Here is a 25,336-nt window from a genome sequence, read left to right on the forward strand (position 1 = left end):
TGGCTTGCATTTTCTTAGCTTTTGGCTTGCATTTTCTTAGCTTTTGGCTTGTATTTTCTTAGTTTTTGCAGGTTGTTTTCTTAGCTTTTGCAAAATGGAAAATGAGAGAGGTAGGACGGAAATGGATTTTCGGAACGGAGAAATGCTGATTCTCCAGAATGAAAAATCCGATTGAGCTGTATCAAATCTTTCTTTCCTTCCCCTTGATTTCATGTTTTTTACAAATAGGAAAGGTCGAATTTCTATCTGGATATGCTATCTTTGCAGCTCTCAAACGAGCACTTGTTTCATTTGTTGTGCCGTCGAAAAGGCGGTGAATGCAGCGGGGTAGGGGCTTGCAAAGAGAGACAAATAGAGTTTTTATGAGCCCTTTGCAGGGCATTTTACAAACAATTAAAGAAAGATGAAAGATAAAATCGTAGCTTTTCTGACGTTTGCAGCCGGTCTGAAAAACGTTGGTCTGAACCTGATTCGTGTGGCCATTCTCATTGTTTTTGTGTGGATTGGCGGTTTGAAATTCGCCCATTATGAGGCTGAAGGTATTGTTCCGTTCGTGGCAAACAGTCCGTTTATGAGCTTCTTCTATGAAAAGAAGGCTCCGGAATACAAAGAATATAAGCTCAAAGAGGGCGAACTGAACTTGGAAAAACGCCAGTGGCATGAGGAAAATCGTACGTACGTCTTTTCCTATGGTCTGGGTTGTCTGATTATGAGTATCGGAATCTTGGTGTTTCTGGGTATGTTTTCGCCCAAAATCGGTATCGTTGGCGAGTTGCTTTGCATCGTGATGACCCTCGGTACGCTGTCGTTCTTAGTGACAACGCCCGAGTGTTGGGTGCCTAACTTAGGCAGTGGGGAGCACGGTTTCCCCTTGCTCTCGGGCGCAGGCAGACTGGTGGTGAAGGATACGGTGATTCTGGCCGGTGCCATCACCTTGCTTTCCAGTTCGGCCGGCAAGCTTCTCAAACAGTTGAAGACGGAATAAACGTCTTGTTTTCAAGATTATCGGCAAATAAAAAAGGTGCTGTTGCAGGGTGAAATTTCGCCCGCGACAGCACCTTTTAGCGTCTGTAAAAGAGGAGATTAAAGAATTTGAAGTGTGATTTTTTTGTACATTTCAATGTGCTTCCAACCAATTTTGGCCCCATCCGCCATCTGCTACAAGGGGAACAGACAGGGGATAAGCGGCTTGCATCTCTTCCATTACGATGCGTTGCACCTGCTCTCGCTCCGCGGGAAGAACGCTAAAGTTGAGTTCATCGTGCACTTGTAGAATCATTTTGCTGCGAATCTGTTCGCGCTGAAAACGTTGATCGATGCGCACCATCGCTACTTTGATGATGTCGGCAGCCGACCCTTGAATGGGCGCATTGATGGCATTGCGTTCTGCAAAACCGCGAACGGTGGCGTTGTTGCTGTTGATGTCGGGCAGATAACGGCGGCGATGAAAAAACGTTTCGACATAGCCGTGCTTGCGGGCTGCCTCTTTACACTCTTCCATATACTGCCGAACACGTGGAAACATTTCGAAATAGCCGTCTATGAGACGTTTGGCTTCGGCGCGGTCGATGTTCAATCGGTCGGCCAAACCAAAGATGGTGATGCCGTAAATGATGCCGAAATTGGCGCGTTTGGCCTTGTTTCGCTCGTCGCGGGTCACCTCTTCAACGGGTTTCTCGTAGATTTTGGCGGCCGTTGCAGCATGAATGTCATAACCTTCTCTAAAGGCTTCCATCATATTTGGGTCCTGACTGAGGTGCGCCATCACACGAAGTTCAATCTGACTATAGTCTGCTGAGAAGAATTCACACCCTTCTTCAGGAATAAAACACTTGCGAATCTCTTTGCCATCTTCGCCCCGAACGGGGATATTTTGCAGGTTAGGATCGCTCGAAGAGAGGCGACCTGTAGCCGTAACGGTCTGATTAAAAGAGGTGTGAATGTGTCCAGTGCGCGGGTTAATGAGCTTAGGCAGCGCGTCGACATAGGTTCCCAGCAGTTTTTTTAAGGCTCGATAGTCGAGTATATCGGCAACGATGGGATGTTTTCCGCGCAACTGTTGCAACACTTCTTCACTGGTAACATACTGTCCGGTCTTGGTTTTCTTGGGCTTTTCGATGATTTTCATTTCGCCGAAAAGAATGTCTCCCACTTGTTTTGGCGAAGAGATGTTGAAGGCTTTTCCGGCTAAACGATGGATGTTCTGTTCCAAATCATGCATCCTAAGGGTAAAAATCTCCGACGTCTCTTTGAGCGATTGCGTGTCGATGCGCACGCCGTTCATCTCCATTTTAGCCAGAACCGGCACCAAAGGCATCTCTATTTGGTAGAAAAGCTCTTCTACTTCGGCTTCCTTTAGTTGAGGTTCCAATACGTTTTTTAGGCGTAAAGTAATGTCGGCATCTTCGCAAGCATAGACGTAAACCTCAGCGGGCGAGAGGTCGCGCATGTTCTTTTGCAACTTACCCTTTGGTCCAATGAGCTGCTCTATGTGAATGGTTTGATAGCCAAGATACACCTCTGCCATGTAGTCCATGTTGTGATGAAGTTCCGGTTGGATAAGATAATGCGCAATCATCGTATCGAAAAGTTGCCCCTTGAGTTGCACTCCATAATGCGAAAGCACCTCTAAGTCGTACTTGATGTTCTGACCTACCTTTACGATGTCTTCGTTTTCGTATATCGGTTTGAAGATGTTGACGATTTTTTGAGCCGCTTCTCGTTCGGCGGGAATCGGCACATAGAAAGCTTGTTTTTCTTCAACCGAGAAGCTCAAACCCACCAATTCCGCATTGATAGGGTTGATATCGGTGGTCTCTGTGTCTAAACTGAGAATTTGTTTTGTATTGAAAAGCGAACAGATTTTCCTCATATCATCTTCATTGTCAATGAGTTGATAATCTGTTTGAGTTGTTTCTACCGTCTGATAGCTTGCGAATTTCGGCGTGTCTGCACCCTTGTGCGCAGATTCTTCAAAGAGAGAGAGTTGTTGATGGTTGTTTTTTTGATTCTTTTCACTTTTATTTAAGATTCTGTTCGCAAAACTTTTGAACTCCAGTTCGGCAAAGATTTCTTCCAATTCGGCCGTGTTCGGTTCCGTTATTTTTAGATGATCGAGATTCAGGTCGATAGGAACATCAGTTCGGATGGTGGCTAAGAACTTCGACATCTTAATGTCATCGACGGCCGTTTCCACCTTTTCGCGCATCTTACCTTTCAGCTCCGAGGTTCTGTTAAGCAGTTCTTCAACGCTCCCGAACTGGGCAATCAGCTTTGAAGCAGTTTTCTCTCCAACACCCGGACAGCCAGGAAAATTGTCGGCAGAGTCGCCCATTAGTGCCAGAAGGTCTATCACTTGGTGAGGCGAACGGAGGCCATATTTCTTATTAATATCCTCTTCTTTCAAGATCTCATACCCTCCGCCATGTCGTGGACGGTACATCAACACATTCTCGCGAACGAGCTGAGCATAATCTTTATCCGGTGTAAGCATATAAGTTTCAACACCTTCTGCCGCCGCTTTGAGGGCCAATGTGCCGATGACATCGTCTGCTTCGAACCCGTCTACCTGAAGAACAGGGATGCGATAGGCCTCTAAAATACGCTTGATAATAGGCACAGACCGCTTGATATCCTCGGGTGTGGCCTCGCGTTGTGCCTTATATTGTGGGAAAACCTCATTGCGAAAGGTGAGTCCATGGTCGAAAGCCACGCCCATATAAGTAGGCGATTCTTTGGTGATAACCTCGTTGAGTGTGTTACAGAACCCCATGATGGCTGACGTATTGAGCCCTTTCGAGTTGATGCGAGGGTTTTTTATGAAGGCGTAATACGCGCGATAGATCAGCGCATAGGCGTCGATAAGAAAGAGTCGATTCATAATTCATGTGATTATATCGTGTAAAATTACAAAAAATGGCAGACAAATACCGATTTATTCCGTAAATTTGTGTCAAATTTTACTTCATGGATCATTTGTCACTCATTCACAAACCGATACGCAAAGAGCTTGAAGACTTTGTCTCCTTCTTCAACAATGCCCTCTCGCACAACGACGGATTGCTCTCCCAGGTGTTAGAACACATCCGCAACCGAGGCGGGAAACGCATGCGTCCCATCCTCATTTTGTTGATAACCAAGAGCTTTGGCAGCGTTACCTCGGTGGCTCAACACGCTGCCGTAGGACTGGAATTGCTGCACACAGCCAGTCTTGTTCACGACGATGTGGTGGACGAAAGCGGCGAACGCCGTGGTCAAGCCTCGGTCAATGCCTCTTACAACAACAAGGTGGCAGTGCTTGTTGGCGACTACATCCTTTCCACTGCACTCCTCAACATGGCCCTGACAGATGCCTCAGACATTGTTCGCGATCTGGCAGAGCTGGGCCGAACGCTTTCCAATGGAGAGATTCTTCAACTCACCAACATCAGCAACAGTCGGATTTCTGAGGAAGTTTATTTTCAGGTGATTCGTCAGAAGACGGCCGCTTTGTTCGAATCCTGCGCCGTGATTGGGGCCAAAGCGGGTGGGGCAGAGACTCAACTGATAGAAGAAGCGCGGATTTTTGGTCGCAACATCGGCATCATTTTTCAGATTCGCGACGATATATTCGACTATTTCGATTCAAAAGAAATCGGTAAACCCACGGGCAACGACATGGCCGAAGGTAAACTCACACTGCCCGTCATCTATGCGTTGAACAGTACGAAAGACGAAGAAATGCTCTCGTTGGCTCGCAAAGTGAAAGCGCGCAACGTCTCTTCGGCCGAGATTGCTCGATTAGTGGCTTTTACAAAGGCCAACGGTGGCATCGAATACGCCGAGCAACGGATGGAGGAATGCCGACGTTTAGCCATCGACTTTATAGAGAAAAGGGTAGGGGATAGCGACCTTCAAGCCGCCCTTACGGCTTATGTCAACTTTATTATTGATAGAAAAAATTAGAAAAACGGCTCACATTTGTGAGCCGTTTTTAGATTCTTCTCCAACAGAATGCTTCATAGATCACCTCTCAAATAGAGACGATCAAACTGCTTATCATCTTTTTTCGACATCTATCCATCAATAGAGATTTGACGTGTCGTAACCTATTGATTTTCTTTGCCTTAACAAGCAGATTTCAAAAGCTAAACTTTTACACGTCGTTTTCTTAGCTTTTGCAGGCTGTTTTCTTAGCTTTTGGCGTGCGTTTTCTTAGTTTTTGCAACACGGGTTGTTAGAATTGGAAATAGATGAAGGGCTGGATAGTACTGCTTTTTACCTGTATCACGATGTAGATAACGGCCACGATGCACAGCGCATGCACCACGACGTTGGTGCGACCAAGGATGGAAACCACGCCCTCTTGCCAACTATTGGGAATAAAATGTGTGACATAACCCAACAGTATCAGGGCAAAGACATAGCGATAACCCATGATCACTTGGAGGAAAAGTTCGGAATGGAAGTCGGTAAAGATGCGGTTGAGCATGAGCAAACTGGCATCGAAGGAGGTGTTGCGGAAGAAAAGCCAGGTGAAACACACGAAGTTGAACGTGAGAAACACACCCAACCCTCGGCGTAGACCTCGGCTGCGATAGGACGAATCGCGGCCTAAGATGGTGGTTCGAAAGAACTTATGCACCGCCAAAGCCAAGCCATGCATGCCTCCCCAGGCCACAAAATGAAGGCTGGCACCATGCCACAATCCGCCCAAAAGCATGGTGATGAGGAGGTTGACGTATTGTCTGACTTTGCCTTTGCGGTTTCCACCCAGCGAGATATAGATGTAATCGCGAATCCAAGTGGAAAGAGAGATGTGCCAACGACGCCAAAAATCGGTGATGCTAACGGCCGAATAAGGAGCGTTGAAGTTGAGCGGGAAGTGGAAACCCAGGAGAAGGGCGATGCCGATGGCCATGTCGGAGTAGCCGGAGAAGTCGCAATAGATTTGCAGGGCATAACCATAGAGGCCGAGAAGGTTCTCCAATCCGCTGTAAAGTTGGGGATTATCGAAGATACGATCAACGAAGTTCAGACTGATATAATCGCTGATGACAGCCTTTTTGAACAGTCCGATGAGGATGAAATACACGCCGCGGGCAAACATCTCGTTGGTGATCGTGAGCGGACGGCGTATCTGTGGGGCAAAGTCGGAGGCTCGTACAATCGGGCCGGCTACGAGTTGGGGAAAGAAGGAGACGTAGAAGGCATAGTCGAGGATGCTGGATAGTGGCTTTAAATCGCCGCGATAGACGTCTATCGTGTAGCTTAAGCTTTGGAAAGTAAAGAAGCTAATGCCCACGGGAAGAAAGATGTCCCAAGGCTGAAAGTTGTTGTTCAGCAGCTGGGCAACCATTCCTGCAAAGAAATTGGTGTACTTGAAGTAGGCCAGAAGACCCAGATCGATCGTCAGACTCAGGGCAACGAGCCACTTGCCAAGCCCTCTTCTCGTGCGATGACGATAGATTGTGGCAGCAATGAGATAGTCGCTCAGGGTGACAAGAGCCAGTAGGAAGAAGTAGAATCCGCTGCTTTTATAGTAGAAATAGTAGGAAAAAGCGGTGACGAAGAGTAGTCTTGCCGTGCATTTGCGTTGCAAACACATATAAATAAAGGTGAATCCGAGGAAGAGAAGGAGGAAGAGGGCACTCGAAAAAATCATCGGTTCCTGTGGATGATACGTCAAGACGTTGGTCAGTTTTTCTATCATTTTTGCCGTTCTTTTCGTTGTTGATAGTTCTTAATTCCTGCTTTGAAAGAGGGAAAGATGCGTTGTGCCAGTTCTTTTCCACCCTTATGATTCAGGTGTGTATAGTCTTTGTTGGCCATTCCCCGTTCTACCAGGGCAGCAACACTCTCGGCTCCGCCCATGGCTTCATAGAAATTGAAGAAGGCCACCTGGGTGTTGGCTGCCAGTTGCTCTTGAAAGGCCACGAGTTGTCGCACCTCTTTCATCGTGCGAAGCCCCTCTTGGGTGCGCTGATCACGGTCGGGCACGCTCATGATAAGGATAGAAGTCTGCGGAAAAGCCTCTTTCAGATTTCTCACCACCCGTTCCATGCTGCGCGCATAATGGCGAATCACGCTCAAAGGATTGCCCGGCGTAGCGATATTCAGTCCGAAATGCAGAATGATGAGGTCGTAGGGGCGCAGCCGATTGAAGTCTTTCAGCAGGCTGATGGGTACCTGTGCCAGCGTAAGACCGGGCGAAGCGCGCATGCTGAAGTTGTCTAACACCACGCCTTCACGGCTCTCTAAGGCCATACCGAAGAGGGAAGTGCCGGCTCCTATGTGGCTAAAGGTGTAGGAAATGCTGCTGGTCGAGTCGGTCAGGACGGCCGTCTGCACTCCTGCTTCGCCGTCGAACGTCTGTGTAAAGCCATGTCCTTTTCGGCTGGTGGCTTGCAAGGTGAGACCCGTTGGGGTGTGAAAGAACAGTGTAGAAACCGTCCATCGTGCGGCGTGAGGATGGAATCGAACGCCCGAGGTCTTTGCCCATGCTCCTTCCTCTGGGATAAAATATCGCTCGCTAATGCCCTGTCGGCTCTTGTCGAAAGGCTTTTTGGCGGCTGCAAACTCGGTGATGCCGTTGCATTTCTGCCGGATAGAAGCTCGATTTTGCAAGATGTGCGATCCGCAATCTACCCATCCCACACCGTTTCCACCATAAGTTTGCTGGAAAAGTTCGCGTAGATCGCCCGTCAAAATGTCGCCTTCGATATACGAATCACCATAATAGGCAATGCGAACAGGCCTGTCGAGTGCTTTGATTTGTGCCATCTGACGGTAGAAATGTTCCATTCCGCCCGCCTTCCCGGCAGAATAATCTACGATGGGTTGTACGCCTTTGGGCCATGTTTCTTGAAAGTGGATCGCCTCTTTCCGACTGTTCGGTACGGCAGATGGAGGCAAAGGAGTGGGCGTAGGCACGTCTATCTCGGCCTCTTCGGGCTCGGGAAGCACAGCACTCAGTAGGTTGACGGGTCGCAAAGGGACGTCGCAGACAGAGAGAGAGGGGAGCTGATGCATCAGCAACAGCGTAGAGACGATGAGGGAGATGAGGGTAAATGTTCGCGCAGAGGGGTTCATTGGTGAATGATGGGGTGGGGTTTGCGAGACTGATGAGACAGACAATAACAGAACGACCGCTGCCTGTCAACGATCGTTCTGCCTGTTTTGAAACTGCGATAGTGAAGCGTCTTTAGAAGAATTTCACGTCTTCGCCGGTGAGTTCGCTCAACAACATGTTGGCCAAACGGCTTGTTCCCAGTCGGAACCACTTGTTGGTAAGCCACTCCTGGCCCAGTACTTCCTTCACGATGGTGTAGTAAATGATGGCGTCCATCACGGTGTTGATGCCGCCGGCGGGCTTGAAACCGATTTGGATACCCGTTTTTTCGTGATACTCTTTGATAGCTTGGCACATCACATAGGCCGCCTCGGGCGTGGCCGAAACTTTCTCTTTGCCGGTAGAAGTCTTGATGTAATCGGCCCCGGCATACATCGAAAGCAATGAGGCCTTTTTGATATGGGTAGCCGTTTTTAGGCATCCCGTCTCGAGAATCACCTTCATCGGTCTACTGCCACAGGCCTGTTTGAGTTCGGAAATGTCGTCGCACAGCTCCTCGTAGTTGCCCGAAAGGAATTTGCCCACGGGCATAACGATATCTATTTCGGTGGCTCCGTCGCGCACGGCGAGGGCCGTTTCGGCTACTTTCACTTCGATAACGGCCTGCGAAGAAGGGAAACTGCCTGCCACACAGGTCACTTCTACGCCATCTACCTCGAGCATATCGCTCACCACCTCTGCAAAACAAGGATAGGTACAGACAGCGGCCACATGCGGAAGATGGGGATAAGCGGAGTCGAATTGGTTCACTTTCTGAGTGAAAGCCAGGATGCTTGCATCCGAATCGGTGGTGTTGAGCGAAGTGAGCTCGATGCTTCCGAAGAGGAATCGCTTCACTTCGGCCGTGTCGTTTTCATGCACTTTCTCGGCGATGATTTTCTTAACGGAAGCCTGTACCTCAGCGTCGTCCATCTGTGTTGCATACTGTGCCAAGACGGCTTCATACTTGTTGGTCTCTGTGTTGTGTTCGTGGTGCTCGTGACCGCAAGCACAATGATGATGTTCTGACATTGTTATGTGTTGTTGGAATTGACGAATGAAGGAGTGGACAAGTGGACAAGGAGGTTTGTTTTGTCGCAATGAGGTTGCTCATAGACCAACTTCCTTGTCTACTTGTTCACTCGTTAATTTGTCAACTTCTTGTTATGAATATGTCTATTGCAGTCTCTCTGCGTTTTTTTCTCGATGTTTTTGAGGAGCTCTTCCTCGAGATTCACACCCGTTTGATTGGCCAAACACAGCAGCACCCACAGCACATCAGCCATTTCGTCGCCAAGGTTGGCCTTCTCTCCGGCCTTAAAACTCTGGTCGCCATACGTGCGTGCCATCACCCGGGCCAGTTCTCCTACCTCCTCGGTAAGTACTGCCAGATTGGTCAATTCGGAGAAATAGCGCACGCCGTACTGCTTGATCCATTGGTCGACCAGCTGTTGTGCGCCGACTAAAGTTAATTTTTCTTTTGTCATGTCAACTCTTTTAGGGGAAACAACAGAGAGAAAAACAAAATGAACAATAGGAAGATAACCCATAGATCAACCCCTAAGGCGATAGATGATGTTCTGTTCCACAATTTTGTTTTCAGTTTTTTGCTGCGCTGTTTCATGCCTCTTCCTTCGTATCGATACAAATGGTCACGGGCCCATCGTTGAGCAAGGCCACTTGCATGTCTGCTCCGAAGCAGCCCGTTTGCACGGGTTTGCCAAGGGCGAGAGAGAGTTCTTGGCAGAACTTCTCATAGAGAGGAATGGCCATCTCGGGTCGTGCGGCAGCGATGTACGAAGGTCGATTGCCCTTTTTGCAGCTGGCCATGAGCGTGAATTGGCTCACAACGAGCACGTCTCCGTCTATATCGCGCACCGAAAGGTTTATCACGCCGTTGTCATCGTCGAAGATACGCAGATGGCTTATCTTCTTTACGAGCAAGGCAATGTCTGCTTGGGTATCGTCATGTCCGATGCCTAAGAGCACGAGAAGGCCTCTTTGGATGGCCGATTTCACCTCTTGGTGAATGCTGACTGAGGCGTGCGAAACACGTTGAACGACTACTCGCATACGAACTATTGATGGATTCCGTTGTGCAAAATTAGATAAAATCGCCGGAACGGCAAAAGATTTCCGCCTCTCAAAACGCAGAAACTCACCGAAAGGCACCGTCTGCAACGAGTTGTTAGGAAGAGAAAAAACAAACGTTTCTATCTACTTGAAAAACAAGAAGTTACAAAATTGTTTCCAAAAGCTTAGCTTTTACATGCTGTTTTCTTAGCTTTTACACGTCGTTTTCTTAGTTTTTGGTATGCGTTTGCTTAGTTTTTGCAAAATCATCGCAAAGACATCGGTTTTCAATCGTTAAAAGAAGAGGGCAGAAAAATTGATTTTTTAGCATATTGATGCTATTTTCTAATGATTTAGTTGTACATATCTCGAATATGTTATACATTTGCGACATTATATTGTTTTTAGTAGTTAATTTTTTATTTCTTAATCAACAAAGCCTATGAGAAGGAATGATTGTTCTTTATTTGGCGGATGGAAAACCAATGCTTTGGCACTGTGCTGCCTTTGTTTACCTCTGAATTTTGCTCCGCAAGCGGCTTATGCTGCGCATGATGTACGCCAGGCAAGCCCTGAAAAGGTGGTGGTCCGGGGGGTGGTTGTCGACGTAAACGGTGAGCCTATCATAGGGGCCGTGGTGCGTGTGACGGGTTCGGCCCTGCTGACGGCTACCGATAAAACGGGTGCTTTTGCCTTAGAGGGCGTGCCGTTGAAAGCCTTGTTGGAGGTGTCTTTTCTCGGAATGAAGACGGCCACGGTGCCTAACGAGGGCAAACCGCTGAACATTGTGCTCGAAGAGGCCGACAATAGCATCGGCGAAGTGGTGGTGACGGGCTATCAGGATGTGCGTCGTCCGCGAATGACGGGATCGGTATCGGTCATCAAAAGTTCGGACATCGCCAAGATGGATGTACGCTCGATGGACCAGGTTTTGCGTGGAACGATGTCGGGTGTGGTGACTTCTTACAACGGAAGGCCGGGTGCTGATGCCACGATACGTGTGCGTGGAGCCAACTCTATCACGGGAAGCACCGACCCGATATGGATTGTCGACGGGATGCCGCTTAACGGAATGGCTCCCAGTGTGAGCAATAGCAGCGACCTGCAACGCCTTGTCACGCAGACGGGAATCGGCGATATACCGCCCAGTGACATTGAGTCGATTACCGTTCTCAAAGATGCCGCCGCCACTGCGATATATGGAGCACGCGCTGCTAACGGTGTGATTGTGGTGAAAACCAAAAGTGGGCGCGAGGGAAAGCCCAGCTACAATGCCTCGCTTTACTTCGGAGTGACGGAGCGTCCCTATAGCAATATCCGCATGATGAACACCGACGAGAAGATAGACTTTGAACGAGAGATGTTTCTCGACGGAGAGTTCGACCGCGTGGGACGGGTCTCTTCGCTGCTCAACCGTGTGAAGAACGGGGCTCTTACACAGGCTGAGGCCGACCGGGAGATAGCTGCCCTGCGGGGAATTCACACCGATTGGTTCCGCGTGCTCTATCGGTTGGCCAGCACGCAACAGGCCAATCTCAGTCTGTCGGGCGGCTCGAAACGCACGCAATTCTACAATTCGTTCACCCTTCTCAATCAGAATGGTACCGAACTCAATAACAACTATAAGCGCATCACTTTCAGTAGTAAGCTCTATCATCACTTTTCCAGTAGGCTGACGCTGCAAACTATCCTCGCCGCTACCTATCGCACCGACCGCCATACGGCTTCGTATATCTCGCCGATGGAGTATGCCTACTATGCTAACCCCTATGAAACGCCCGACGGATACGACCAAAGCTGGGACATGACGCTAAGCCGTATCCGGCCAGGACTGCGCTGGGAGACGCTCAACATGCGACGGGAGATGATGGAAAACCAACAATCTAAACGCTATTTGGGGGCTTCGCTCAACGTGAAACTCATGTGGCAGATGCCCGTTCCGGGATTGGTCTACAGTTCGCAAGCCTCGTTTTCGCTCTCCAGCTCTTCTTCCCGACGCGAAGAAGGGGCCGGTACTTACACCAATATGCGCAACAACTGGGAAGCGAAATATATCTCGGGTAACGAGGTTTTGCCCAGTCATGTGTTGGGTTCGCTGCGCGAAGGCCACTACAACACCGATGCTCTGACCTGGCGAAACATGCTTTCTTATGCCAAAGATTTCGGTGCACAACATGGCATCGAGCTGATTGCGGGGCAGGAAATCACGTCGAACATGAACTATAGCTCGTATAATTATTCGCCGCAGTTCGACCGTGTGCACCGCATTGTGGGCTTTCCGCAGGTGCCGAAGGGCACGGATATGAACACGTTTCCTTTCGACGACCTGGGCGGAACGGCTAAATATCAGTCGAAAATGTCGTCGTTCTTCGCCAACGGAACCTATTCTTTTGCCGACCGCTACGTGCTCAATGCTTCGGCAAGATACGATGGGGCCGACATCATTGGCAATCAAAACCAATTCACTCCCTTGTGGAATGTGTCGGCAAGATGGAATATCTATAAGGAGAAATTCGTTAAAACCGATTTCATTAACTTCCTTTCGCTGCGCATGGGCTATGGCTATACGGGCAGTATCGACTATAATGCGCTGCCGTTTGTCACGATGACGCTCAGCGATACCCGACCTTATGGCGGATTGGTGGTACCTACTTCCTACACCAAAGCGAATCCTAACATCAAGTGGCAGACAAAGAAAGACTTCAATATCGGTCTTGAATCGACGCTGTGGGACAACCGAATCGTTCTGAATATCAACTATTATAACAACAAAGTCATTGATTTGCTCGACCATCGGTCGCTGCCTTATTCGTCGGGAATGGGCTCAATCAAGCAGAATGTGGCCAATTTGGTGAATCGTGGATGGGAATTTGATCTCGGGATAACTCCTCTCAGACTGCGCGATTTCGAATGGGTGTTGCGCGGAAACATCAGCTTTAATAAGAATATCGTCACGAAAACGTTCTACAACAACTTGGCAGAGGTGCCCAAAAACAACGTTACCCTGGCGCGAAGCGGTAATGTTTATGTGAAAGATTACGCCGTAGGTGCTTGGTTTGGATATAGATTTGCAGGCATCAATCCTGCCGATGGACACACCCTTGCCTATGCTGCGGATGGCTCGAAGGTGGACATGGACTTGCTCAACAATGCGACCTTGAAACTGAAAACACCGCCGATGAGCTATCTGGGAGAGTCGATTCCCACCACGACGGGTGGCTTTTCTACCGACGTAAGATGGCGCGATTTCGAGCTGACAGCCAGTTTTGAGTTCCAAGCCGGCCATCTTATCCCCTCTGTTGCCTCGCAAATGGGGCAGGATGCATACAACTCTCACAATCGATATGTAGCTGCAAAGTATCGTTGGAGAGCACCGGGCGATGTGTCTGAGTTCCCCGAAATTAATAACAACAACATGGCTTACAATCAGTATCGCTTTGATGTCTCGCTGGAAAAGGGCGACTATTTGCGTTGCAATCACCTCAGTCTGGGCTACCGTCTCCGGGAAAACCTCTGCCGGATGCTGGCCTTGCGCAGTGCGAGAGTAGCTCTATCGGTGAGCAATCTCTTCACCCTGACGAGCTTTACAGGCATTGATCCGGCTTCGATGGGCAGCCTTTCTTATCCTTCTACACGCACTTACAGTCTCACGTTGAACGTGGGATTCTAACGATGTTGAACTTTATCAAGAAACAAAAGATGAAACATTTAATCGTAAAATACCGACTGGCGACGTGTGCTTGGCTGCTCGTTGCACTGGCATTACTGGGTTCGTGCCGCGACTTTCTTTATGTAGAACCCACCAACCAGTTGAGCATCAACAGCTATTTGGACGTGAAACGCCTTCTGGGCGGACATCTACGAAACTATGTAGAAGGTTCGCGCTACCTCTCTTCGGCACCCAATGTGCTGCTCGCTTACGAGGGAAACCTGATTACATACTTCTATTCGGACGATTGCAATCTGGAACATTACCTCGACAACTGGGGCGGACGAAATAACCGCGGAGACTTTAACAACTCGCTGGAATGGAAACATCCCGAGATACATGAGACCATTTGGAAGACTTATTTCCAAGCCATCGGCTTCTATAACATCGTCTTAGCCGAACTGAACAAGCACCGTTCGGCCGTGGAAGCAGAGAACGAGCAAGTGGCCGGAGAAGCTCGTGTGATGCGTGCGTTCTGCTTTTTCAGACTGTTGCAGCTCTTCTCGCCCTATCATAACAACCGATTGGGTCTGCCGCTCAACACCGATCCCGACAAAGTAGGTACGTATGATGCCTCACGAAAATCGCAAACGGAGAACTACAATTTCATTATTTCCGAGCTGGAAGCAGTCTTGGCCTACACTGCACAGCCCGTTAAAGGCTATAGTGTGTTCTACAACAAGACCTTCATTCACGGTCTTCTGGCGCAGGTTTATCTCTATAAAGGCGACTCGGGAGCCAAAGCCGAGGGTGATTATGCCAAGGCTTCGCAGCATGCACAGGCTGTGTTGGATGCCGGTATCAGTGCCGATTTGGTGAAGTTTGCAGCACAAAAGGGCGACGATTTCGAAGCCATCTTCACCAAACCCTATGCCCCGATTGTCTTTATCTACAATGATGGCAACAGATTGCAGGACATTGTGGGCAATCCTTACTATGGCATTCCGCAGTTTCCATCAGACGATCTCTATGCGCTTTATGCCGATAACGACCGCCGCAAGAAGCTTTTCTTCGAGAGCGACAAGAGCATCTATCGCTACGAGAGCGACTTCCCGTATTCTTATTTCCAGTATACGCTCTGTTCAGGAGCCGAGATGAAACTCATCGTTGCTGAGGCTGAAGCCCGCCAAGGCCATCTTTCTGCGGCGCAAAACACGCTGGCCCAGTTTGCCGCTACACGTTACACCGCCTATACGGCACCAGATAACGAGCACCTGTTGCAGACCATTCTCGACGAGCGTCGCCGCGAATTCTGCTTCGAGCCCTACATGCGCTGGCTCGACATCCACCGTTTAGAGGTGCCCGTAACCCACCGTGTGCCCAGCAAAAAGGGACCGGACAAGGTGTATCGGCTCGAGAAAGGCGACTTTAGATACACCTTTCCGCTGCCCAAAAACGCAGAGTTGAAAGACAACGACATTGAACAAAATCCTGGTTGGAATAACTTTTAATAGGTTGATAATATGAAAGATAGAATGACAAACAAAGCTTTTCATCAATTGAAAGGCGGTCTTTTGCTGCTTGTTTTGCTCTGTATCGTATGGTTGATCAACGGTTGTAGCCGCGACGTCAGTTTTATGGAGACGCAGCGAATAGGGGCAGAAGGGATTGTGAGAATGGAAGTTTCGCCCAACAGTAGGGTGCTAAATGCCGACGGGAAAAGCGAGCTGCGTTTCCTCGTTCGCTGCTACTATCAAGTGGATACGGTGGAGGTTCAGCTGCTCGACGAGCGTGTTCCGCTTAACGAAATCACCATCACCAGCTCGGACGGTAAGACCTTTCGGGCCAACGAAACCTATACCACCACCGCGCATAACGACAGCATTAGCTTCACGGCAACCCTTGATCGAGTGCGTGCCCCGCAGGTGAAAGTGGCTCTGCGACAGCCTGTTTCGCTCTCGCTTACGCCGCTGCGCGTGCCCATTGTGTTCGTCTCTTTGTATACCGAACAAACCAAAACGCAGATGGAGAACATCTCTCTCGAACTGTTGCAGCAGATGGTCGAGCAGGCCAACAAAGCCTTCTCGGGCACGTTGATGCCTGCTCCCAATGGCTGCAATGCCGCTATGCAGTTTTACGTAAAAGACTATCAGACGGTGAAAATCACCGACGAGGAGGCCGAAACGCCCGAGAAATACATTCAGGACAAGCTTCTCTCGGGTTGCGATAAAGTGCTGTATGTGTGGCTGATGAACACTGTAAGGTGGCGGCTGAGGGAAGATAGAATCCATCCACAATATACCTTTGGCAATCCAAACGATATACCGGGCATCGACTTCGAGAAGGTCAACGCACTCTCCGATATAACCAATCTCGAACCCAACGAGGTGGGTATCGCCATGACTTTTGCCGACGTCTATCAGCAGAAAACAGGCTACGAGTCGCGGCCTTTCACACGCATGCTGGGTCGATTCTATGGCTTGCTCGAGACGGGCATCAATCCCACGAAATACAATAAGGAAAAGGATGTAGACTATTGTCCCGACACACTGCCTTATTTCACATCGAACGGAACGGTAGAAAAGCAGTCTATCCCACTGGATCAATCGGGTTTGCAATACACATTCAACTCGTATAACATCATGGATCGCAATTCTACCGGCGTGTCGGTGAGCCGAGATCAGGTGCTGCGCATTCGTCAAGTCATTAAAGATTGTCCTTATAGACAGCAGGGTGTAACGCCTTAATGACCATCCCAACAAGTGTTCTGCGTCATCGTTTCATAACGGATGATGACGCAGAACGTTTGTTCTGACTCTCCTGTCCACTCTGTTTCTCAAAGTCATCTCTTAGCTTTTGAAAGGCAAAAGCTAAGAAAATGCCTTCCAAAAGCTAAGAAAACGGAAGGTAAAAGCTAAGCTTTTGAAAAACACTTTGTAAGCCATTGAAAACCACTGAGTTATCTATCCTATTTTCGCATTTTGTTTTGAGTCTGTCTATCTTTTACTTTAGAGCTGGAATAGATTCACCTATTTCTCTGCAAACAACAGCGTGACGACTCTTTTCTCGATCGATTCCATATACAAATTCGGGATGAGCAACCCCTGTTGTACAGGCGTTGCTCATCCCGAATGAGTGTATGCTGCCGGCGTTAATGGCTCTTTGAGGAGTTAAGAATGAAAGAAAGAATACACAAATTGAGCCTTTTTCTGTCCGATAACGGCTGTAAGAGTTTGTAAATCAGTGTCTTTAATGGCCCTCACTGTCTTGAAATGCTTCATCAAGACCTCTTTTGTCTTTGGTCCAATGCCTTTGATGTCGTCCAGTTCGGAGTGTAAGGCCTGTTTGCTTCGTTTGTCTCGATGGAACGTAATGGCGTAACGATGCACCTCATCTTGCAGCAATTTGAGTACATGGAACAGTTCGCTCTTCACGTCGAGACCCACTACCTCGGGTGGAAAACCGAAGAGCAACTCGTTGGTTTGATGGCGATCGTTTTTTGCCAGTCCGGCAATGGGGATGTCGAGGTGGAGCTCGTCTACAATCACCTCGCGCACAACGCTCATCTGTCCCTTGCCTCCGTCGGTGATGATGAGGTCGGGTAGGGGCGTGTTTTCTTCCAGCATGCGAGTGTACCGACGGCGAACCACTTCTTGCATCGAAGCATAATCGTCGGGACCCTGCACGGTTTTGATGTTGAACTTGCGGTAATCTCGTTTGCTGGGCTTCATCCCTTTGAAGACTACACAGCCCGCCACGGCATTTGTTCCGCCCAAGTTCGAGTTGTCGAAACACTCGATGTGATAGGGCATCTTGGACAGGCGGAGTTTGGCTTGCAGCTCTTTCATCAGGCGGATAGACCTCTGTTCGGGATTGAGCTTTTCGGTTTGTTTGAGCCTGTCGAACTGATATTGTTTGCCATTCATCTCCGATAGCTCCATCAAACGTTTTTTGTCGCCCCGCGTGGGTACGGTGAAGGTCACCCCTTGCAGGCTCCATTCCATATTGAAAGGCACAAGAACCTCTTTGGCAGAACTGTCGAAACGCTCCCGTATCTCGGGGATGGCAGAGGCCAAGATGTCTTGAAGTTCCTCCTCCAGCTTGCGTTTGAATTCGAAGGTAAAGCTTTGGTTCACCGTTCCGTTCTTCACGTGCAGGTAATTGATGAACGCCGTATGCCTTAAATCATCCTCTACGATAGAGAAAACGTCTAAGTCGCCGATATGATAGCTCACCACTTCGCTCTTGGCGCAATAGTTGTCGAGAAGCAAATACTTCTTTTTCAGTTCTTCAGCCTCCTCGAATTTCAGTTCTTCGGCCTTCTGTTGCATCTGCTCGAACAGCATTTTGCATACGCTTCGGGTGTTTCCTTTCAAGATTTCGCGTGCCTGTTTGATGTTCTCTCGATAGGTCTCAATGCTTTGTTTGCCAATGCAAGGCCCATCGCAGCTGTGAAGATGGAATTTAAGACAAGCCTTGTGCTTGTGTGCTTTGATGGTTTCTGGCGTGATAGGAAAGAGACATGCGCGAGGCTTATACAGCTTATAGATGAGCTCGAGCAGAGCATTCATCGTGGGGATGTGGCTATACGGCCCATAAAAGCTACCCATTCGCTTGTCAATCTTCCGGGTTTTGAAGATGCGCGGTAAGAGTTCGTTGGTGATACAAATGCTGGGATAGGTCTTTCCGTCTTTTAACAGCACATTGTAACGAGGGTTATACTTCTTGATCAGACTGTTCTCCAGCAGCAACGCATCCTCTTCGGTATTGACAACGGTGTAAGAGATGTCGTGAATCTTGCTCACCAGGATTTTTGTTTTTAGCCGGTCTACCTCCTTATGAAAGTAAGTTGACACTCGGCTCTTCAGATTCTTCGCCTTCCCTACATAGATAATGGTGTGTTCCGAATCGTAAAACTGATAACTGCCGGGCTTGTCGGGCAAACTCGCTACAATGCTTTTGAGTCGTTCTAATCGTTTTTCGTTTTCTTCTTTCGTCATATTCTGTTTTTCCCTTTGTTTAAAGGCGTTTTGAGATTTCTTGTTTCACGTGAAACCAATTTGATTCTTTCGGTAATCGAAAGGAAGTCGATCAGGTGGCACGTTCTGAAAGGTTACATCGCGATAGGTTTTCTTTCGAAGGGTGAAGGGGTGATCATGGAGACGTCCTTTCTTTGTTGTCGTTCTGCTGTAGATGAGGTTGTGAGGGTGGAGAGAGGGTAGTTGGGATGCTTACGTCTGAGGTGCTGGCTTTCGAGGGTGCAACTTCTGTTTTTCAAAAGCTAAGCTTTCGCCTTCTAAAAGCTAAGCTTTTGCAACTCGTTTTCTTAGCTTTTGCATGCCAAAACCTTAGCTTTTGCAAACCGCTTTCTTTTCCACCTGGCTTTCGATGCTTTACGAGCGATGAATATGCAACAACGAATAACGAGAATATCGAGGGGTGTAGGGTAGAGGTTGGATAGGCTTCTCCCTGTTGTTCGATATTCTCGTTGTCGGCAAGCTGATTGCCTTTTATAGATGTGAGCAATGTTTCTGTGGCGCGATTCCTGGTGCGATGTTTCGCAAAGGCAAGCCGAATCCTTGCTCAAATCTTCTTTTGTGCCCTTACACTTGTATGAGAGCGGAGATCTCGATGTCGCGATCGAAAGCCTCACGACCATTTAAATTCTCGTTCACCAGTTCGATAATAAAGTTGGCATACACTTTTTGGGGGTGAAATTTCTTCACCAAATCGCAGGCCGCCTTCATGGTTCCGCCGGTTGCAAGGAGGTCGTCGTGCAGCAGAATGACGTCGTTTTCGTTGATGGCATCTTTATGAATCTCGATGGTATCGGTGCCATACTCCTTTTGGTAGCTTTCTTGCACGGTTTCGCAAGGTAGCTTTCCGGGCTTTCTACATAAGACAATACCAGCGCCTAAACGGATAGCGAGTGCTGAAGACATAACAAATCCGCGCGATTCGATACCAACAATCTTCGTGATACCTTTGTCTTTGTACAATTCATACATCTCATCTGTGATGAGTTTGATACACTCTGGGTTTTTAAAGAGCGTGGTTACATCTCTAAAATTAATCCCTTTCTTCGGCCAATCTGGTATGCAACGCAGATTGTCCAGCAATAGTTTGTTATTCATTTACAGTAAGTTATGTTTCTATTTTGTTATCTTTTGTTTCACGTGAAACGGGTTCCTTTTCTTTTAAAAATCTTCTTTTTGCACGTATTTCTTCTCGCTTATCGATTCATCAAAACTAATAATACGTTGATGTCACTGGGAGAAACGCCAGGGATTCGTGAGGCCTGGGCGAGCGTTTCTGGGTTGATTCGCTCTAATTTCTGCCGTCCTTCGGTGGAAATTTCATGTAATTCGGCATAATTAAAGTGCCCTTTTATCTTAATGTCTTCCAGTCTGTGCATCTTGTTGGCTACGATACGCTCGCGTTCTATATAGCCTTTATACTTCATTTTGATCTCTGCTGCCTCGATGATTTCGTCTTTTCTGTTGGTCGGTTTGTTAACAACGGCGTTCAGTTCGGGCAGTATCTCGGCGAGTATTGTTAAGCCGATTTGCGGCCGAGCGATAAGATCGGCCACCTTACAGCTCTCGTGTAGCGGAGTGGTTCCTATCTGTTCGAGGGCTGTATTGATTTCTTTCGGTTTCACCGAAGTGGTGTTACAAAAATCGATGATTCTTCCGATGGCTTCTTTTTTCTCGTTCCAGTGGTCGTAGCGACTGCGTGTTGCCAGGCCCAAAGCATAGGAACGTTCGGTTAAACGGGCGTCTGCATCATCCTGTCGGAGCAGAATTCGGTATTCGGCTCTTGAGGTAAACATGCGGTAAGGCTCGTCGACGCCTTTCGTTGTCAGGTCGTCTATGAGGACGCCAATATAGCTTTCGTCTCGTGCCATCACAAAGGGTGCAGTGTCATGGCAGCGCAATGCTGCGTTGATACCTGCCACAAGGCCTTGTCCTCCGGCCTCTTCGTAGCCTGTAGTGCCATTCACTTGTCCCGCAAAGAATAAGCCTTTCACTACTTCCGACTCAAGAGAATGCGCCAATTGGGTGGGATCGAAGTAGTCGTATTCTATGGCATAGCCTGGGCGATAGGCCTTTGCCTCGCGCAGAGCCGGTATCTTTTTCAGAGCGTTGAGTTGCACTTCCATGGGCATACTCGAGGAAAATCCGTTGAGATACATCTCTGTGGTGTTCTCTCCCTCGGGTTCGAGAAAGAGCGAATGTTGGTCTTTATCGGGGAAGGTGACGAGTTTTGTTTCGATGGAAGGGCAGTAGCGAGGGCCTGTGCTCTGAATTTGTCCGTTGAAAAGGGGCGATTCTGCCAATCCTTTTCTTAAGGTTTCGTGTGCTTCGGGGGTGGTGTAGCAGGTCCAGCAGGGCAGTTGTTGCAGGGCGCGAGGTGTGCCCATGTAGCTGAACTGATGGAAATCGGTTTCTCCCTCCTGCCGTTCCAGGTCTTCGAAGTGTACGCTGCGGGCATCGATACGCACCGGAGTGCCCGTCTTCATACGGCCTACTCGGATGCCATGGCGGGCAATGCTCTCGCTGAAACGATAGACAGCAGGTTCTGCACATCGGCCTCCGGGAATCCGGATCTTGCCCACGTGCATCAAACCATTGAGAAAAGTGCCTGCCGTAACAATGATACTCTTTGCGTAGAACGTAGCTCCCCACACCGTTTTCACGCCAATGGCCTCGCCGTCTTTCACTAAGAGCTCGTCGGCTTGGTCTTGCCAGATGTCGAGAAGAGGAGTTTTGTCGAGCACTTCGCGCCATTTCCAAATGAATTTCCCTCGATCGCACTGCGCCCTTGGGCTCCAAACGGCGGGTCCTTTGCCTCGGTTGAGCATCCGAAACTGTATCGATGTGGCATCGGTCACCATGCCCATGTGTCCTCCCAAAGCGTCGATTTCACGTACAATCTGCCCCTTAGCGATGCCGCCTATGGCCGGATTGCAGCTCATTTGTGCCAGTTTGTTCATGTCCATGGTCACCAGGCACGTCTTGGCCCCTAAGTTAGCAGCTGCCGTTGCGGCTTCGCAGCCGGCATGACCACCGCCGATGACGAGCACATCGTAGTTGAAATTCATTCTTTTGAAGTGGGTTTCTGTTGGGTTGATGCAAAGAGCGGGGTGTGCGGGCGATAAGCGTTATCCCCTTGAAACACACCTCTTTTATCCTTTGCAAAAGTACGTATTTCTGTCGAATGCACAAACTCTTTTCCTCAAAAGCGCGGCGCAGGCTTGGTAGAGTGGTCGCTTCTTTCGGTTGTTTGAGGGGATTTGGGCGGGCGGTTGTGGTCGATGGAATCGCCGTTAAAATGAGTAGTAAATTTGTAAGTCTTGCGGAAATGGCGTATTTTTGCAGGGTTAGGTCCCGTGTGGACAGATGTTTGAGTCGTTAGAATTCCAAATGAGAACAGGACTTTTTATAGGTAGTTTCGACCCTTTTACCCTGGGTCACGATTCGATTGTGCGGCGTGCGCTTCCCCTTTTCGACCGACTTGTCATCGGAGTGGGCGTCAACGAGCGCAAGAAATATATGTATAGTGCCGAGGTTAGGGTGAAAACCATCGCTCAGATTTACGCCGGAAACAACAAAATCGAGGTGAAAGCGTATAACGATTTGGCCGTAGATTTTGCCCATCGGGAGGGTGCATGGTTCATCATTAAAGGTGTGCGGAGCGTGAAAGACTTTGAATACGAACGCGAACAGGCCGACATCAATCGACAGATAGGCGGCATCGAAACCCTTTTTCTTTATGCCGAACCGCGGTGGGAGAGTGTCAGTTCGTCGCTTGTTCGCGAACTCATTCATTTCGGAAGAGACGCAAAAGAGTTTCTTCCCTAAAGGTCTTGCATCCCGACACCCTTCCAACAGACGAGCATAACGCCTGTGGGAACATTGGAAAGGGTCTTTTTATATCTCACGAAAAAGAAACAACAGCTTATGATTACCTATAACACAGACGGCGTGAAGATGCCGAAAATCAAGAGAAGAGACACTTCTGCCTGGATCAAAACCGTGGCTGCCAGTTACGGAAAACGAGTGGGCGAGGTGGGCTATTGCTTTGTCGACGACGAGAAAATGCTCCAAGTAAACAATGAATACCTTGGACACGACTATTATACCGATGTCATCACCTTCGATTACGATGAAGACGACACCGTGAACGGCGACATTTTTATCAGCGTAGACACGGTTCGTACCAACGCAGAGAAGTTTGGCAAGACCTACGAAGACGAGCTTCACCGTGTCATCATCCATGGCATCTTGCATCTTTGTGGGCTTAACGACAAGGCTCCCGGCGAGCGAGAGCTCATGGAAGCGGCCGAAAACCGGGCCCTGGCGCTCAGATCTGCCTCGACCGCCAAGGGTTGAAGATCCTGCCGCCTCTTTGTGTTCGTTTTGCAAAAGCTAAGAAAATGGCTTCCAAAAGCTAAGAAAATGCACGCTAAAAGCTAAGCTTTTGTGCGTCGTTTTCTTAGCTTTTGAAAAATGCTTCGTAACATCCTTACCATCAGACGCTTACCGAGGCAGGAGAGAAATCTCCAATATTTTTGCGCAAACCATCCTGTGAGGGCAGTTGATGATGCCCAATGGGCGTAGTCATGGCCCCTCCCTTTCACTTAGAAGGGCGAACATTCTTTTCCCCATTCCTTCACTTAGAGGCTTGGATCAACCAACCTTTACCGGATGGTTGGTGATTCCGAGTTGGCGTAAAATGGATAAAAAGAGAGAGGCCCTTTCAAAAACGATACACGATTTTGTTGCTGATGAGCCGAAAAAAGGAAAAAGACCTGCCCCGAGGAGCAGGTCTTTTTCTTTTTCTCAGGCCATCGTATGATGCCTGGGTTTTTGTGCCGGAGTGGCTGATGAGCCACTGTGGGGCACGTTTTTTCGGGAAGAATCCTTAGATGTCTGCCACGGCTGTGGGCTTAGAGGCTGTGGGATTGTTGTTGGCATTGCCAATCTTCTTGTTGTATTGCACCTCGTCTAAGGGCAGCGGATAAATCAAAGCGTTGTCGCCGGCAGGGATATTGTAGCATGATGCGGCTTCGAAGCCACCGCCACGACGGTCGAATGCTTTGCCCAAACGCATGTAGTCGAACCAGATAATGCCTTCTCCCCAGAACTCTATTCGCTTCTGTTGGAACACCTCTTCTTGCACCTGGGCCGCCGTTGTGCCCGTAAAGGTGTACGAAGGGTTGCGATAGGTCGTTACAAAGCTGGTGAGCGTGGCAGCACCCGCTGTGGGATTACCGCCCATGGCTTCGGCTTCGGCTTTGATATAATACATTTCTTCGATGCGAATCAAGGGAATATCCGATGCGTTGATGCTCTGTCCCAACACGCCCTTATAGGCATTGAACTTCACTTGAGCGTAAGGCGGAGCCCCTACCTCGGCGATGACGTAGCTTTGTTGGGCTGCTGAGAGGTTGGAAGATAAGGTGTCGGCGTCGAGGAACCAGCCTTTGCGTACATCTGTCGAGGGAATGCTGTTGTAAAGCTTCTTATTCACCCTGCGCCAAGACCCTACACTGGCGTAACCGAAGCACAATGAGCCCATGTGAGAGGGGAAGTTGACGATCTGACTCTGAACTACGTCGTCCGTTTCGGCCGTCTTAATGCCCCAAAGCCACGAGTCGTCGTTGATCGAAACGAAGGTAGGCTTGGCAGCATCGTTCTGCGAATAGGGCGTGGCTCCGCTGTTGTTGATGACGTATTCGGCATCGGTCAGAGCCGCACTGTAGTTCTTCATCGTGAGATACACCTGGGCGCGGATGGCGCGAGCCACATATTCGTTGGCATAACGTTTGTCGTCGCGCTCGATTCCTGAGCTGTTGAACAGCGTCACGGCGTTGTTGAGGTCGTCAAGAATCTGCTGATAGGTCGCTTTCACCGTTGCACGGGCGCATCCTTCTTCTTTTGCCGTGTTTTGATTCTTCTCGGTGATGAGGGGAACGCCCAGTTTTTTGTCGGGATCTATCGAGCCATAGGTTTGCTGATAGATCTGAACGAGCTTGAAATAGTCGAACGCCCGCACGGTGTAAGCCTGTGCCAGGTTGAACTGATACTGCTTATTGGTGGTTGTTGCGTCCACTTTTGCGGTCACATCATTGGCACTTCGTATCTGATTGTAAAGTGTTTGCCAGATGATCTTGTTGCTGCTACTGGTATAATTCACGTCGGCGTAGGTCAAAGGGCTTGAAAACCAGTTGTAACCGATGTCTTCCGACACCATGTCTACGCCTCTCGATTCGAGGATAAGCATAATGGCGGGGTAGCCGAAGTCGGCATGTGTCTTCACCGTTTGCTTGTAAGCATAGAAGTTGGCCAATGCTCCCGAAACGCCGGCAGCAAGCCTTTTGGGCTGGTCTTCTATGGTTTGCTTCTTCTGTGCCTCTGTGATGGTGTCTCCTAAAGGTGCCGTGTCGAGGCAGCTCCCTAAGAGAGCAGCTCCTGCCAGCATCGATATATATCTTGAAATTTTCATGTTCTAATCTTTAT

Annotated in this window: 17 protein-coding genes; 7 read left to right on the forward strand and 10 right to left on the reverse strand. The window is 48.9% G+C overall.

Going from position 1 to position 25,336, the window contains the following annotated elements; translation table 11 throughout:
- Positions 1–403 precede the first annotated feature (403 nt).
- Entirely contained in the window at positions 404–985 is a 582-nt protein-coding gene (locus J5A66_RS00235; protein WP_211790505.1) for a DUF417 family protein, read from the forward strand.
- A 132-nt stretch (positions 986–1,117) separates the two neighbouring features.
- Here the strand turns inward: J5A66_RS00235 and polA are convergent, their stop codons facing one another.
- A complete protein-coding gene (gene polA / locus J5A66_RS00240) occupies positions 1,118–3,880 on the reverse strand; it encodes a DNA polymerase I (protein WP_211790506.1) in 2,763 nt (920 codons plus the stop codon).
- An 86-nt stretch (positions 3,881–3,966) separates the two neighbouring features.
- Between polA and J5A66_RS00245 the strand changes: the two genes are divergently transcribed.
- Complete coding sequence (locus J5A66_RS00245) at positions 3,967–4,944, forward strand: polyprenyl synthetase family protein (protein ID WP_211790507.1); 978 nt, start codon at positions 3,967–3,969, stop codon at positions 4,942–4,944.
- Positions 4,945–5,215: 271 nt separating this feature from the next.
- Here J5A66_RS00245 and J5A66_RS00250 read toward each other — a convergent pair whose 3' ends face one another.
- The 5 genes from J5A66_RS00250 to dtd all read right to left on the reverse strand — a co-directional run bounded on the left by J5A66_RS00250 (position 5,216) and on the right by dtd (position 10,162).
- Positions 5,216–6,691, reverse strand: coding sequence for an MBOAT family protein (locus tag J5A66_RS00250; RefSeq protein ID WP_211790508.1), 1,476 nt, complete (start codon positions 6,689–6,691; stop codon positions 5,216–5,218).
- A complete protein-coding gene (locus tag J5A66_RS00255; protein WP_211790509.1) occupies positions 6,688–8,070 on the reverse strand; it encodes a GDSL-type esterase/lipase family protein in 1,383 nt (460 codons plus the stop codon). Before J5A66_RS00255 ends, J5A66_RS00250 begins: the two co-directional genes overlap by 4 nt.
- Positions 8,071–8,182: 112 nt before the next feature.
- Positions 8,183–9,121, reverse strand: coding sequence for a deoxyribose-phosphate aldolase (gene deoC / locus J5A66_RS00260; RefSeq protein ID WP_211790510.1), 939 nt, complete (start codon positions 9,119–9,121; stop codon positions 8,183–8,185).
- A gap of 113 nt (positions 9,122–9,234) precedes the next feature.
- Complete coding sequence (locus tag J5A66_RS00265; protein WP_211790511.1) at positions 9,235–9,576, reverse strand: nucleotide pyrophosphohydrolase; 342 nt, start codon at positions 9,574–9,576, stop codon at positions 9,235–9,237.
- A gap of 133 nt (positions 9,577–9,709) precedes the next feature.
- The gene (gene dtd / locus J5A66_RS00270; RefSeq protein ID WP_211790512.1) at positions 9,710–10,162 is read right to left on the reverse strand and encodes a D-aminoacyl-tRNA deacylase; all 453 of its coding nucleotides are present in this window, start codon (positions 10,160–10,162) and stop codon (positions 9,710–9,712) included.
- Positions 10,163–10,604: 442 nt separating this feature from the next.
- Between dtd and J5A66_RS00275 the strand changes: the two genes are divergently transcribed.
- From J5A66_RS00275 to J5A66_RS00285, 3 genes are read left to right on the forward strand one after another with little or no spacing between them, the layout of a single operon-like run.
- Positions 10,605–13,832, forward strand: coding sequence for a SusC/RagA family TonB-linked outer membrane protein (locus J5A66_RS00275; protein ID WP_211790513.1), 3,228 nt, complete (start codon positions 10,605–10,607; stop codon positions 13,830–13,832).
- A gap of 29 nt (positions 13,833–13,861) precedes the next feature.
- The gene (locus J5A66_RS00280; RefSeq protein WP_211790514.1) at positions 13,862–15,322 is read left to right on the forward strand and encodes a RagB/SusD family nutrient uptake outer membrane protein; all 1,461 of its coding nucleotides are present in this window, start codon (positions 13,862–13,864) and stop codon (positions 15,320–15,322) included.
- 24 nt (positions 15,323–15,346) lie between these two features.
- Positions 15,347–16,558: a hypothetical protein gene (locus J5A66_RS00285; RefSeq protein WP_211790515.1), complete on the forward strand. Its 1,212-nt coding sequence runs from the start codon at positions 15,347–15,349 to the stop codon at positions 16,556–16,558.
- Between the two features lie 423 nt (positions 16,559–16,981).
- On the opposite strand, the gene uvrC is transcribed toward J5A66_RS00285, so the two are convergent.
- From uvrC to mnmG, 3 genes are all read right to left on the reverse strand, one after another.
- Positions 16,982–18,811, reverse strand: a complete 1,830-nt coding sequence (uvrC, locus tag J5A66_RS00290; RefSeq protein WP_211790516.1) for an excinuclease ABC subunit UvrC — start codon at positions 18,809–18,811, stop codon at positions 16,982–16,984.
- A gap of 603 nt (positions 18,812–19,414) precedes the next feature.
- Positions 19,415–19,945: an adenine phosphoribosyltransferase gene (locus J5A66_RS00295; protein WP_211790517.1), complete on the reverse strand. Its 531-nt coding sequence runs from the start codon at positions 19,943–19,945 to the stop codon at positions 19,415–19,417.
- A gap of 98 nt (positions 19,946–20,043) precedes the next feature.
- A complete protein-coding gene (gene mnmG, locus J5A66_RS00300) occupies positions 20,044–21,915 on the reverse strand; it encodes a tRNA uridine-5-carboxymethylaminomethyl(34) synthesis enzyme MnmG (RefSeq protein WP_211790518.1) in 1,872 nt (623 codons plus the stop codon).
- A 322-nt stretch (positions 21,916–22,237) separates the two neighbouring features.
- Between mnmG and coaD the strand changes: the two genes are divergently transcribed.
- The gene (coaD, locus tag J5A66_RS00305) at positions 22,238–22,675 is read left to right on the forward strand and encodes a pantetheine-phosphate adenylyltransferase (protein ID WP_211790519.1); all 438 of its coding nucleotides are present in this window, start codon (positions 22,238–22,240) and stop codon (positions 22,673–22,675) included.
- A gap of 99 nt (positions 22,676–22,774) precedes the next feature.
- Complete coding sequence (gene ybeY / locus J5A66_RS00310; protein ID WP_211790520.1) at positions 22,775–23,206, forward strand: rRNA maturation RNase YbeY; 432 nt, start codon at positions 22,775–22,777, stop codon at positions 23,204–23,206.
- Between the two features lie 532 nt (positions 23,207–23,738).
- Here the strand turns inward: ybeY and J5A66_RS00315 are convergent.
- Positions 23,739–25,322, reverse strand: a complete 1,584-nt coding sequence (locus J5A66_RS00315) for a RagB/SusD family nutrient uptake outer membrane protein (RefSeq protein WP_211790521.1) — start codon at positions 25,320–25,322, stop codon at positions 23,739–23,741.
- Between the last annotated feature and the right edge of the window lie 14 nt (positions 25,323–25,336).

This window comes from Prevotella sp. oral taxon 475, from assembly GCF_018127805.1.
Taxonomy (GTDB): Bacteria; Bacteroidota; Bacteroidia; order Bacteroidales; family Bacteroidaceae; genus Prevotella.